The following is a 14,204-nucleotide window of genomic DNA, read 5'->3' as shown; positions in this document are numbered from 1 at the left end:
AGCTAACTCAAACTAACTGCATATAAAACTAAACTTACCTATGAAGCTTTTTTTGACGTAAATAACCCAATAGCATTTTTGGGTAATCAGTTTGTATTATAGCTGGACGAAAAGCAATAATGCTATCCATCGAGGCTACATTCCCTTCCCTAAAGTCTTCATCTTCATCCCAAAGTGTGTTTATGAATACTAACTGATTGTTCTTCTTTGCCAATTCCATCAATTCCCTTGTAAAACTCTCTTCTGTAAAATGTTGTAATATTGACGTTGTGTTTTCAGCATAGAACAGCACATCTTCCTCAGATTTCGATAGTGGTAGTATGGCATACAATGAATCAATCTCCACCATTTCCATGACTTTTTCCTTTTTACCAATAAAAGAGATTACTTTATGCTGCATATTTTTTGATTGCAACACTTTATGTAACTTTTCATAATCCACTGCTTTTAAGTCCAAATTGGCAATACACCTACTCTCCTTTAGTATGTCTAGAGCATCCTTCAATGTCGGTATCTTTTCATTTGATATTGAATCCCCACTTTTTAAATTGAATTGTTGAAGTTCCTTAAATGTATATTGGCTCACCTTGCCACTTCCTGTGGTAGTTCTATCAATACTGTCATCATGCATGAGTACCAATACACTGTCCTTCGTGGTGCGCACATCCAATTCAACCATATCTATTCCCTCACCAATGGCTCTTTTGATTGACTCTATCGAATTTTCAGGTGCATCCCTATGAAAAGATCTATGGGCACAAATCAATATCCCCTCTTTTGCTCTTTGAGCAATCTCAGTGATGGCATTATTGGCTGTTATGGCATTGTCAATAGCCGTCTCGTTTTTCCGTTCCCCATTCTTATTAACACATGATAATAACATAACCGACCCAACCAACAATAGAAAAAGTTGGGTCAGTTTTAATATGTTCTTAATAACATTCATTTATCTGCGCGCAGTATGTTTAGGGTCTTTTGCATACATTGGCCATCCTCCATCAGCTAAACCCGTTGCATCAGTCTGTAGAGCATATACCACTCCAAAATCACCATCATTGGCAGCTACATAAATTGTACCATCAGAACCAATCGCAGCTGATGCCAAAATTTCATCACCGAGCTGAACAGATTGACGTATTTTCTCCCCTTCGGGACTTATGCTATGAAAGAAACCTGCTGTATCTCCGAAATAAATATTGCCTTCATTATCTATAGCCGGTACTGTTTCAATAGGACCGTTTGCCTCAAAAGACCATTTTTCTGTTCCATCAGGATCATAAGCTATCAATCTTTGTTCATGGCCTCCGATATAAATTGTCCCATCTGGAGCGATTGCCGGACCTCCATGATTTATTTTGAAAGTCGTACCTGCCTCTTCATCAGGGCCCGGAGTGAATACTTTCCGCCATTTTTCGGTACCACTATCTGGGTTAAAGGCTATAAAAACACCTTCAAAACCGTCTTCTGCTGCAAGGTAAACCGTTCCATCCTCACCAAGAGCGATAGCAGTGGCCGTCCATGACCCGTACATCGCATTCCATTTTTCAGAACCATCGGGATTGACCGCATAGATAAAATCATTGGTGGATGCTATGTAAATAGTACCATCTGAGCCGACAGCAGGTGTAGCATTAAAATCCTGATCTTCTTGAAAAATCCAATTACTTACGGTCAAGGATGAATTCGTAGAATGAAATCCTCTTGGACCCCTACTATGACCGCCTACATATAATGTAGATTCGTCTGATGAAAATACTGGACAGGAATTACGTATTCTAGTATCAAGATTAATTTCCGCATCTATATTACCATTGGTGGGATTTAATTTGAATACTGTCCTACTAAAATAACTTGCTGTATACACTGAGCCATCAGAGGTAATAGACGGAGACGATCTAATCTGATCTGATCTTTCTTGAGAGCCTTCTATAAATACTTGATCCCAAATTTGTGCTCCGTCTTTAATTGCAATAAAATCTGGCCCTTGGTCATCCCTATTCTCTTGATTAAAGCCTATAAAAACGGTTCCATCATCGCTAACGGCCGGAGATGAGCGATCTAAGCTACCTGACAAGGTAAAGTTCCAAAGCTCTGTTGGTGGGTCTCCAAAAACAGACTCTTCGATAACAACTCTTTGACTTGATGTTTTACTGGCGCTTCCAGTATTATCAGTTACTGTTAAACTAACTGTGAAATCACCTCCCTCTGGATAAAAGTAAGTTGGCGATTGTTCAGTTGAACTATCACCATTTCCGAAATCCCACGTCCATGAAGTCAAAAAGCCATCCTGATCAGATGAATTATCTTTAAATTCTATTCTTTCTCCAGCTCTAAGCCTATTAGCAATTACTTCAAAATCAGCCACTGGTTTTATTGTTTGCGCTGGAGTGCCAAGAGTCTCGTCATCCTCACAAGACGCAAAAGAAACTAGCAATAGTATTGCAAGTATTGTTTTTGATATTAGTATTTTTTTCATTTCTAAATAATTTTTAATTGATATGTTGTTTAACTGAAACCGGATAATCTGTTTGAACAATATTGCCTTCTAAGGCTATTATCCTATCTATCCGACTAAAATTGTCCTCTTCGGGTGTAGTTGAATTGACATAAGCATTCATGAATATGGACCATCCTTTATCTTTTGCTTGTTGAACCAAACTTTGAGTAAAAGAGGCACTTGTGTAATGCGCAACGTTTAAATCCAAATTAGAATACGTGTCAAAATCGGATTGACTGTCAACAAGAGGCATTGGGATCGCATCTGGTCCACTTGCTATCATCCTATTAACCTCACTGACATCATCAGAAGTATAAAAGATGACTTGTTTTAACATTCCATATTGATTGATAACTGGATATATCCTATCAAATAGCACTTTATTTGCTATATCTAAATCAATGTAAAGCCTTCCTCGCACCAATGATAGTACCTCCCTTAGCGTGGGTATCCTCTCTTCAGTAAGAACACCATTGTCATTGAACAGCCTGAACCCTTTCAATTCTTCCAAAGTAAAATCAGAAACATTACCAGACCCTTCTGTGGTTCGGTCAATGGTCTTGTCATGCATAAGCACCAACTCTCCATCACTGGTTACCCTAACATCTACCTCTATCATTTCTATACCTTTAGATATGATATTATTGATAGCTGCAATAGAATTCTCTGGAGCATCTAATTCATTTTTTGCCCTGTGAGCACAAACAATAATTTCATTTTCATCCAATCTTTCCAGTAGGGTAATTCTACCATCAATATTGTTCGACAAAAAGACTAACAGCTCTTGACTTGTAGTTACTACTTCACCATTTCTTCTTAAAGTCAAAGTAACTAGATAACTACCTTCGCCAATTTCAGTATAGACATGGGTGGGTGCTTTCAATGTTGAATTAGCTCCATCTCCGAAATCCCATATATATTCGGTGGTTTCATCGGTTCCTTCGGAAGTGTCAGAAAAATTAACAGTTGTACCAATTTCCACTTCTTTTGATTGAACAGTAAATGAAGCTTTTAACTCCTGAATGTCAGAATCTTGACTATCACAAGAAATTAAAAGCAGGATAGCAAATATCCCTCCCAACCATGTATTAAGCTTCTTAGTCATTACGTTTAATTAAAAGTCACCTTTTAGTAGCCAGGGTTTTGGGTAATGAAATCGGGGTCAGTATCGACTTGATCTTGAGGTATTGGAAGCAACAAATCATTTTGATCGATGGTTATGTTTAAACCAGGAATATTGGCAAAATGAGTATTCATTGTAGAAACTGCATCCCCTAATCTTTTTAAATCAAACCAACGATGGCACTCCATAAAAAGTTCATGTCGTCTCTCTTCCAATAAAGCAACCCTGAACTCTTCTTGACTGGTAATTGTTGAAGAATCCAAACCACTCAATCCTGCCCTTATTCTAATTTGATTTAAGAGATTAAACGCTTCTCCATCGGGAACATAACCTTGCTCATTCAATGCCTCTGCCAACATTAAAAGAACATCTGCATATCGTAATACAATTACATTGTTATCACCGTCATCCAGAACAGGCAGATCATCATCGACATATTTTGTAGAAATAAAGATTGTTGGTGTACTGGCATCTGGAATAATTTCATTGCTTCTTAAATCTCCAGGTTCAAAAGAATTAACTAAATCTTCAGTAATAACATTGTTTCCTCTAGAACCAGGATTTGCCTGAGAGGTAAATAAAGCTGCAAAATCACTGCCTTCGGAGTTTCCATTTACTCCGGATTTGAATTGTATTTCAAAAATGGATTCAGGGCCATTTTCATTACTAATTCCAAAAATATCAGCGTAATTTTGAACTAAAGTGGCGTTGTTAACAGACCTTAAAGCTGCTTCAGCCGCTTGAGGATTACCGTTGGACAAATAAACCTTTCCTAACAAAGCGTTGGCAGCATCTTTCGTGGCCCTTCCGTCTTCATTATTTGCAGGCAGCTCATTTTGTGCCTCAGTCAAATCAATAATAATTTGATCATATACTTCAGAAACCGGAGTCCTGCCTTGTCCAAAAAAATCTGTAGGATTTGTAGTTTCTTCAATTACAAGTGGAACATCTCCGTAGAGATTTACCAAATTGTAATAAATGAGCGCCCTAACGAATTTGGCCTCTCCTTTTCTGGAACTTCTCACTTCATTGTCTATATCATCTATTCCATCTATTCTGTTCAAGACGATATTTGCCGCCTGGATAGTAACATAAGAATCTTCCCAAGTCCTGCTAAATACCCCATTTGTTGTCACTCTATTGAACAAGTCAACATCACCAAAACCTCCAGAATTTGATGGTTCTTCTTCAAAAGTATTATCAGATCGTGTTTCCAATAAAAAATGGTAATTATAACCATACAGACCTGTTCGTTGCAATCCACCATAAATAGCATTTACAGCAGCTTCCATATCTGAAGCATTGTTGTAAAATCCAGCGGAAGTATTTTGGTCTTCTGGAGCTATATCCAAATCATTTTCACAAGCTGTTGCAAAAAGAAACAGGCTTGTTATCAGTATTAAATATTTTATAGTCTTCATTAGTATATTTTTTGATTAAAAGCTAACGTTCAAACCGAGCACGAGTGTTCTGTTAAGTGGATAACTACCCTCTGTATCACTAGGGTCCAATGGGTTTGACCTAGACTGTTCAGGATTGAATCCTTTGAAATCTGTAATCAAAAAAGGATTGGTTGCCGTAGCATAAACTCTCAGTCTTTTTAAACCTATACCAGAAATTATATCTGTTGGCATATTATATCCCAAAGTGATATTTCGTACCCTCAAAAAAGAACCATCTTCCAAGAAAGCTGATGATACATTTGCTCGAAGTCTTTCACTGGACTGGGTATAATCTGGCCGAGCCAATGTTCCATTTGGATTGTTTTGTGGATGCCATCTATTTTCAAAATACCAGGCCAATTGATTGGAGAAGCCCTGACCGTTTGTAAAGTTCCTTACCGTTCTTGATAACACATCAACTCCCTCAACACCATCTATAAAAACGTTAAGATCAAAGTTCTTGTAAGCGAACCTATTGTTGAATCCATAAGTGAAGTCAGGTAGCGCTGTACCTATGACGGTTCTATCTTCATCATTAATTAAGCCATTGCCATCCACATCAATGATTCTCCAATCCCCAACCTTGACATCTGTTCCACTTTGAGGAGATGCATCGATTTCAGCTTGTGATTTATAGATTCCATCTACCACAAAGCCATAAAACTCCCCTATTGGTCTGCCAATTTGGGTAATATTGGTACCCCCTGCTATAATTTGGTCTTGTCCAGGGGCGAGTTGTAGCACTTTGTTTTCAACTTTTGAAAAGTTGACACTTGAGCTCCATTTTACACCACCCAAATTGATATCAGATACAGATAATGCCAACTCTAAACCTGTGTTTTCCATAGATCCAATATTTTGTAAGGATGTATCAAATCCGGATTGTTGTGGTACTGGCACATTCAGCAGCATATCTTCCGTAGTGGATGTAAAATAATCTGCACTAAGACTTAACTTATTGTCAAAGAAAGAAATATCAATACCTGCGTTATTTGTAATTGAAGTCTCCCAAGATAGATCAGCGTTAGGAGCCGTGTCAGGAATCTGACCGCCAGCAAGACCATCATCCAGTATACCATTTAATTGCCTCAGTACTGCAATCGAACCGTAATCACCTATTTGGTTATTTCCAGTCTTACCCCAACTATATCTCAATTTCAAATTACTTATGAACGATTTCTCGGGGAAGAAGCCTTCGTTGCTTACTACCCAGCCCCCGGAAATTGATGGGAAAATTCCAAATTTGTTGTTGTCCCCGAATCTTGATGAGCCGTCTCGTCTAATAGATGCACTCAACAAATATTTAGAGTCAAAAGAATATTGAAGCCTACTGAAGTACGATATCAAAACCCATTCCGACACATCCTTATCGGAGATGGTTTCAGGAGAACCAGCAACATTGGGAATATCGTCGCTCTCTAGAACTGGAGCCTCAACACGTATATTATCAAATCTTTCTTTCTGATAGGAATATCCTGCCAGTAAGTTTAAATCATGCTTTCCAAAGGTTTTGTCATATGTAAGGGTGTTTTCTGTGATCCAGTTTTTTCGGGTCCGAGTTCTCTCACTTGCAGACGGTACGGTAGCAGTCACATCAACTCGATAACGGCCAATAGTAGATGGTCGGAATTCTTCTCTTACGGAAAAATCAAAATCGCCACCAAATAACGTTTTGAATGTTAGACCATTCAAAATATTAACCTCCACAAAAGAATTACCAAAAAGCCTAAACTTATTTAATTCATTCTTTCTTCTTAAGGCGATTGCAACTGGATTCTCTACTAGAGCTCCATCGGTACCCCCATTGTTATGCCAACGAATTTGTTGACTTATATTTAATTCACCTTCATCGTTATATGGTGTAAAAAAAGGTTCTGAGAGAATTGCCTGTTGCATCGGACCATCTGTCCACCCTTCTACAACCGAATTTTGATTTGAAACACTTGGAGTCATATTTATACCAAATTTCACAGCATCACTCAACTGTGTTTCCAAGTTGATTCTTGCAGTAAAACGTTCAAAATCCGAACCAATGATCAATCCCTCTTGATTGAAGTAACCCCCGGAAACAAACCACTTGGTTTTCCCACTACGACCCGATACCGACAGATTATGATTTTGTATGGCTCCATCTCTAAAAACATCATCTAGCCAATCATTGTTTGTCAGTCCAGGTGTTCCAGCTAAATATCTATCTATATTGGCTGGGATAAGGTTTCTAGGACTTGCACCATTAGCCAATCTTGTAGCTGTATCGTCATTTTCACTTCTATTTGTAGGGTCGGCGGAAACATAGCCCCAATCCCTAGCTTCCTTAACCATTTGTGCAAACTGGTAGGCATCCAAAAGTTTGATCGGATTTAAAACGGATTGAAAACCTGTATAGGTATCAAAATTAAAGGTAGGTTCTTCAGAAGCAGCACTTTTTGTAGTAACAAAAATGACCCCATTTGCCCCTCTAGAACCATAAATTGAAGTTGAGGCTGCATCTTTCAAAACTTGTATAGACTCAATGTCCAAAGGATTTATTGCATTAAGATCACTACCTTCTGTTAAAGGGTATCCATCCACCACAATCAGAGGTGATCTTCCAGCAGTTATGGTTCCAACTCCCCTCACTCTTATTTGAGATGCACTTCCTGGCGCTCCTGATGATACGATTTGAACCCCTGGAACCCTACCGGCAATCGACTGGTCAACCCCACCTACAGGTAATTGGCTAATGTCTTCAGATTTTACGGAAGATACCGCACCTAAAACTTTAGATCTGGATAGAGTACCATAACCAATTACAACTACTTCATCAAGGCCCGAAGTGTCCTCCAAAAGCGACACTGATATACTTGTTTGTCCGTTGAGCGGTATCTCTTTGGCTGCAAAACCAATATAGGATACTACCAAAGTGGCGTTTTCATTGGACACGGTAATCGAGAAATTACCATCAAAATCTGTTTGGGTTCCGTTTGAAGTGCCTTTCTCGATAATATTTGCACCTGGCAAGGGTGCACCTGATTCATCGGTAACAGTTCCTGTAACGGAGACTTGCAGCACTTTAACAGGAACAACCTTCTTTGCTGTTTCGGAAACGGATGCCCTGGTCAGTGAAATCTGCCGATCTTCAATAGAATATTGCGTGTTCGTTCCTTTAAAAACAGCATCCAAAATAAATTCTACCCTTTTGTTTTTTGCTCTTACAGATACCTTTCGCTGTAAGTCAACATCTTCAATGAGATACAAGAACCTATATTCAGATTTATTTTCAATTACATCTATGAGCTCTTCCACAGGGACATCTTGTAAATCAAGAGTCATTTTGGTTCGTTGGGAATAACTCTCATTTGCTTGCAATAAAAAAATAGAAGTAAATAATAGCAGCAAGCTGAGTTTCATTTTCAAGTCAAATTTGAACCACGGGATAGTAAACCCCATTGGTTCTATGAGATTTTTCATAATTTTATAGTGAATTAAAGTGATTAGTTTTTCATCTAATCATTTTCTTTAAATCGGGAAATGCTCCAACATTTTCCGATTTTCTTATTAAGAAAACGACTTATGTTCTTCATGGATTCTCTCTGTTTATTTCATTGGCAGTATTAGTTTGTTTAGTTAGTTTAGTATGATTGTACTCTGATTTATGGTATACTCTATACCATAAGTGTTCTTGAAATACTTCAACACAACTTCGATTGGCTCATCTCCAAAATTTGCGTTTAACCTTTTATCAGAAAATTCAGAATTATGGTTAATGATTGTCACATTGTAATGTCGTTCCAACTTTTTCAGCAGGTTATCGAAAGTCATATTTCTAAATATGAGTTCTCCATTTATCCAGGAAGTGTATACATTGGTTATTACAGGTTTCGTTGAAATATCCCCTTTTAACCTATCAAAACTCCCTTTAAGTCCTGGCTCTAGAATAACATCAGTTTCTGTTTTATGGGAATACAATCCCACGGATCCCTCAACGAGTACAACCTCGGTAGTGTTATCCTCAGAATAATTGGAAATATTGAACTTGGTACCTAAAACCTTAACATCAAAATTATTTGAGGTGCTAACCAAAAAAGGTTTAACGGAGTCTCTGACAACTTCAAAAAATGCTTCCCCGGTCAACACTACATTTCTAGTTTCTGAATTATCAAAATTTACAGGATACTTGATTGATGTGCCAGCATTCAGAAAAGCAACTGTACCATCCGAAAACTCCACCTCCAGCCTTTTTCCATATGGCACAGTCAATAAATTCTCTTCGGGTTCATTATTTATTGCATGGGAGTTTGTGTAAACCAGACGATTGTTTTTATAAACGCCAACTACATTTCCTTCCGAATCAAAAACTTCATATGGTTGATTTTTTTCTAACACCTTTAAACTACCATCTTGCAGTTCCAGGGTAATCTCATTGACACTTTGGGACACAGGTTTATTCGAATTTTCAGAGGATTGACGTTGTTGATATAAAATTCCCAATCCCAATAAAACAGTAAATACTGCAGCATATTTAATTAACCTAGTCCTATTTTTTTTCGCCTTAAAGCGTTTGTCTTTCTGGATTTTTTCCAAAAGTGTTCTTTTCGTTCTTTCAGTGTTAAATTCACTCATGATATCATCTATTGCATAATTGATTCTTGCGTACTCACTAAACAACTTGCCTTCATGAGAGTTATTGATCCATTCATTTAATTCATTCCACTCCTTGTGTGTTATGGATTCCGTGAGGTATTTTATGATAAGGTTTTCTACTTTTTCCATATTTCAAGAATGGACATATATATCTATTACAATGTAATTTTATCATACCACCAATTTTGAATGTATTTTTTTTGCATTTTATCAAAAAAATTTTCAAATATTATTGATATTCCTATTTTTATCCTCTAATTCTTGTTGGATTTATTTCCACTAATTATCTAAATACCAATATGATCAATAACCCCTTTGAAAATTCTAAACTGATACTCCAACTGAAAAGGGGGGATGAGAATGCCTACGTAGACTTAGTGGAAAATTATAATCACAAACTGTGCTTATATGCAAACAGCCTCATAAATGATATAGGAACATCGGAAGATATTGTACAGAATGTATTTATAAATGTTTGGGAGAAAAGGGATAACCTTCGACCTGACCTATCATTAAAAAGCTACTTATATAAATCTGTTTATAATGCTTGTATTAATGAATACAAGAAAAATCAAATGGTTACTGCCCTAGAAAAAAAATACATCGAAGAGCTGGATGGAATAGTTGAGCAAGACAATGATACTATGGAAAAGTTAATCGTTTTGGTTAAAGAAGCAATTCAAGAATTACCTCCAAAGTGCAAAGAGATATTCTTATTAAGCAAGAAAGAGGGGTTAACCAATATTGAAATTGCGGATTATTTAAATATCTCTAAGAATACCATTGAAAGGCAGATGAATATTGCCTTTAAAAAAATAAGGGAAAGCGTAGGCAGCAAAACGGATGTCATTCTATTTTTGATTTTTGGCATACAAGCTAAACGATACTCAAACTAATCACCTTTGAAAAAAGGCTTTCTTTCCAAATTAATTAACTGATTTCAAATAATTTAAACATCCTCGGATGTGGGTAGCGATATCTTTGATAATCCCATCAAATAATTTTTATGTAAATTTAACGTTAATTAAAAGTAACTTTACTGTAAATATTTGATTATGGCATTACGCAAAATTGTCCTTTTGATCTTCAAACCATTTCTATTTATAAAGGAATTTATGCAATCCTACGCCATAAAATACAGAAACACCTTCAATGAAACGCTTGAGTGTAGTTGGGAATATAATTATATAAGTTTGGGCATTTTAAAGAAAAAGGAAACCAAAAAACTCCCTTTTAAAAAAAGATATAGATCCAGGCACCCTTACCAGATCATTAGGGAATCTTATCAAATTCCTTACGTACAGACATCATAATTCTCTAGGAAATCCTTTTGACCTCCCGATAAATCTTTTGATGATTAATGGACAGTTCTTCTGGACTATAAAACATTTGGGGTTTTGGTCTTTCTTTACTGATATGGTTCAGTTTAAATCTGACCTTTCTATCTTTTCCATCTGCAAATGAAATGAACTCTCCTTGATTTAATCTAAAAAAAACATCAGCTCTGCGTTTAGGCACTTCCTTCTCTCCTTTGGTAATTCTGGCATCCCACGAAAGCCCTGTTCCTTTGCTCACACTTTTGGTAGGATGTTTAATCAATTCAAAAAATCGTTCATAGTATTTCGCAGTATCCGGGTCATTCACCTTACCAAAAAACTGATAGGACAGATTACTCAAAATCGCCTTACTCGCTTTTTCACCATATATCATATCATTTTGAATCTTGTCTTGCATTACATAAATAGTGCTGATATTATAACTTCTTAATGTTGCTGGAATACGATGCATGTTTGGCAATTTTACAGTTGGCGCTTCTTCCAATAAGATAAAGGAAGCATCACGATTTCTGACACTCATTTGTTTTATAACAGTATGGGTTATCATAGCAATTATTGGTGAATAAGCAGATTCATATTGTGGATTGTTCACTATTGATATAATCGCTTTGTTTTTGGCATTGTTAATATCAAGAGGAACTTCGTCAGCAGATAATACCATGAAAAGTTTTTTTGAACTAATTTTTTTAAAGGCATTTGCCAAAGTGCTTTTGACACCTGCAGTCTGTTTCTCAGATTCTATTCCATTTATAAAAGCACTTGCCATAGCCCTTGAAGTAAAATCAGAACTCAGAAAAGCAACCAGTCTTTTTGTATTCATTGATTGAAAAAGTGCAATCAAATGGGGTAAAGTGCAATACTGTTCATGTGATGTTTTTAATTTCCAAATCAATCCGCTTAACAATCCTTCAACAGCATCAGAAAAGAATTTATTACTCCCTGAAACATCGGAAAGGTTTTGTTCCAATAAATTCTCAATGAGCACTTTTGATACTTCGTTGACACTTTCTTCATTGGGCAAGTATCTTGGCGCGATGGGATTTACCCTGAAATATACCTCGTCAAAGGCTACGGTGTAAAATTTAATCTTCGAATTCTTAAACAAAGGATAAGCAATCTCAGTTAGCTCAAAATCTTTATAATCGTGCATGATGCCACAGAATTCATATTTACTGAAGTGTTCTATGAAATTATAAATGACACTCTGTGTTTTTCCACTACCTGCAGAACCGATTATGGATACCCCTCTTTTGACATTTGCAATACTGAACTTTCCATTTTTAAGTTTAAATGTCACCTGATACTTCTTCTGTTTAACGATGTTCTCTTTTTGAAAAAAGACGTACAAAACGATTCCAATTGTAATCAATGGAACAACGAAGTATAGAACTATTTGGGCTACGGAAGTGTTCATATGCCAATGGAACTTGATTGAACGGCTTTATCAAGGCCTTGTCTTATCTTTTTAATTGCTTTCAAGGTCAGTTGTAGTTTGTTTGTTGGTATTTTCATCATTGTGATGTCGGATTTGGCCAGTAATTTATAAGCCAAAGCTTTCTCATTGGTCGGCAATCCTGATAGTGCTGAAAAATAGATTTTAGGATTCTTCAAAAACGCCTTCCGCGCTGTATATGATTCCACATAATTGCGTTTATAATGGAACAATTTGTCAAAGGTTTTTTCTGAGTTCTTGAAAAACTCATCTCGATTAAAACCTCGTTTGACCTTTTTCCCATTCATAATCACCTCGGACTCTTTGTATTTACTTCCTGGGGATAAACTAAATAGGTTCGACTTATCTTTTCGACTCACGATTATATGTATATGGGCCTGTGCTCCTTCTTTCTGCATCCCTCTCACGATTCGCTTCCCATTTTGTTGATGTGGAGCTTCTTTTTCCAATCGAGTGATTTCCTTTTCCAACTTTTTTATATTACCCTCTACCCTCCCTTCCTGTATTGCACGAATCACGTTTCTATGCTCCAATATCTTAGTGGCATAGGGTTGATTTTCTTTGATTTGTATATCATGACCCTTATATACCCTTTGATATTCGATTTTTGCATAGTACTTGATATCATTGACGTTTACTTTTCTTCCATTGATTTCACGGTTGAAAGCTTTGGCATAGTCTTTCATCACTTCCCTTGTATAAGCCCTTAAATACTTTCCATGGTTTTGTAATTGCTTTAGTTCACGCTTGCTTGGATTTATGGTGATGGAATAAAATTTGGGTTCCTTCTTTTTGAGTTTAGCAGTATTTCCGTCTATTCCCTGTATGACCTCTCCACTTGATATTTCTTCCCCATATTGGTCAAAGAACTTTTCTTGTTCTGAAACCATCTTGCCTTCATTTTCCTTTTCAAGATAGGAGACAAAATCGGAGACGCTTTGGGTATAGTTATTGCCCAATTTCTGAGGAGTTATCGTTATGTACATTGGTCAACTTTTCTTTTAATTGTTCATATTCAGTTTTGTCCATTTCCAGTTTTAGGTAGCTTTTTCCAAAACTTCCCTTGACATGGGAAATTCCATTCAGAAGGGTAAGGGTTTCGTTTTTAAGCACATTGAAATCTTGTTGTATTTTGATGTAGTTGGCACGATAATATTCCAGTTCCTCGTTTTCCGAAATCAGCTCTGGGCTTTCAAAAGTTTGCTCATCCGTTTCTAAATTGGTGGTTTCTTCAAAGAGCGTTTTCAGCATAGCGGCAGTCGGTTTGGTCTGGTGCTTTTCGATATTTTTAAGAATCGCAATCAAGGAATTTATTCTTCTTTTTGTCCCATCGTTTTTGATGCCCAAATCATCATCTGGTGCAAGTCCATTGTACAGGAAAAAGTTGAGCATGGATTCCAAGGCATCGGTATTGGTCTTGGACAATTGCTTCGCAAATTCTCTAAACCTTAAGGCAATATCTTTCTTGATATTGATGGCTGAAAAGTTATATTTTGAGAATGTTTCCATTTTTTTGCTGCAAAAAATTGCCTGTTCTTTCGCCATTCAAGCTGATTTGCTGTAAATCATTCCTTAAAACGTAATCCATATTTCATTAAATATTTGAAAATCAATTATTTAATTTCCATAACATCGCATAGCGTGTTACCCTCTTGCTTCTCCTTTTCGTGCGCTGAGGCGCACAAAAAAATCGAACAACATGGCATGACCGCCAGTTGCCATAGTTCCT

Annotated in this window: 10 protein-coding genes; 1 reads left to right on the top strand and 9 read right to left on the bottom strand. The window is 36.8% G+C overall.

Going from position 1 to position 14,204, the window contains the following annotated elements:
* Window positions 1-34: 34 nt before the first annotated feature.
* The 6 genes from AACP56_RS14415 to AACP56_RS14390 all read right to left on the bottom strand — a co-directional run bounded on the left by AACP56_RS14415 (window position 35) and on the right by AACP56_RS14390 (window position 9,814).
* On the bottom strand, window positions 35-946 hold the full coding sequence (locus AACP56_RS14415) for a glycerophosphodiester phosphodiesterase family protein (RefSeq protein ID WP_339337452.1): 912 nt from the start codon (window positions 944-946) through the stop codon (window positions 35-37).
* Window positions 947-2,476, bottom strand: coding sequence for an outer membrane protein assembly factor BamB family protein (locus AACP56_RS14410; protein ID WP_339337453.1), 1,530 nt, complete (start codon window positions 2,474-2,476; stop codon window positions 947-949).
* Window positions 2,477-2,489: 13 nt separating this feature from the next.
* On the bottom strand, window positions 2,490-3,602 hold the full coding sequence (locus tag AACP56_RS14405) for a glycerophosphodiester phosphodiesterase family protein (RefSeq protein ID WP_339337454.1): 1,113 nt from the start codon (window positions 3,600-3,602) through the stop codon (window positions 2,490-2,492).
* 23 nt (window positions 3,603-3,625) lie between these two features.
* Window positions 3,626-5,041, bottom strand: a complete 1,416-nt coding sequence (locus AACP56_RS14400; protein WP_339337455.1) for a RagB/SusD family nutrient uptake outer membrane protein — start codon at window positions 5,039-5,041, stop codon at window positions 3,626-3,628.
* Window positions 5,042-5,056: 15 nt separating this feature from the next.
* Window positions 5,057-8,452 (bottom strand): TonB-dependent receptor, encoded by a 3,396-nt coding sequence (locus AACP56_RS14395; RefSeq protein WP_339337456.1) that lies wholly within the window; start codon window positions 8,450-8,452, stop codon window positions 5,057-5,059.
* Between the two features lie 216 nt (window positions 8,453-8,668).
* Window positions 8,669-9,814, bottom strand: coding sequence for a FecR family protein (locus AACP56_RS14390; protein WP_339337457.1), 1,146 nt, complete (start codon window positions 9,812-9,814; stop codon window positions 8,669-8,671).
* Window positions 9,815-9,984: 170 nt separating this feature from the next.
* On the opposite strand from AACP56_RS14390, the gene AACP56_RS14385 reads away from it, so the two are divergent.
* Entirely contained in the window at window positions 9,985-10,581 is a 597-nt protein-coding gene (locus AACP56_RS14385) for an RNA polymerase sigma factor (protein ID WP_339337458.1), read from the top strand.
* A gap of 421 nt (window positions 10,582-11,002) precedes the next feature.
* On the opposite strand, the gene AACP56_RS14380 is transcribed toward AACP56_RS14385, so the two are convergent.
* From AACP56_RS14380 to AACP56_RS14370, 3 genes are read right to left on the bottom strand one after another with little or no spacing between them, the layout of a single operon-like run.
* Window positions 11,003-12,436, bottom strand: a complete 1,434-nt coding sequence (locus AACP56_RS14380) for a type IV secretory system conjugative DNA transfer family protein (RefSeq protein ID WP_339337459.1) — start codon at window positions 12,434-12,436, stop codon at window positions 11,003-11,005.
* On the bottom strand, window positions 12,433-13,461 hold the full coding sequence (mobB, locus tag AACP56_RS14375) for a MobB family relaxase (RefSeq protein WP_339337460.1): 1,029 nt from the start codon (window positions 13,459-13,461) through the stop codon (window positions 12,433-12,435). The genes AACP56_RS14380 and mobB overlap by 4 nt, the downstream gene beginning before the upstream one ends.
* The gene (locus tag AACP56_RS14370) at window positions 13,424-14,020 is read right to left on the bottom strand and encodes a BfmA/BtgA family mobilization protein (protein WP_339337461.1); all 597 of its coding nucleotides are present in this window, start codon (window positions 14,018-14,020) and stop codon (window positions 13,424-13,426) included. The genes mobB and AACP56_RS14370 overlap by 38 nt, the downstream gene beginning before the upstream one ends.
* Window positions 14,021-14,204 lie beyond the last annotated feature (184 nt).

The sequence above is a fragment of the Croceitalea sp. MTPC6 genome (assembly GCF_036985525.1).
Lineage (GTDB): Bacteria > Bacteroidota > Bacteroidia > Flavobacteriales > Flavobacteriaceae > Croceitalea.
This window is presented reverse-complemented; position numbering and strand designations above follow the sequence as displayed.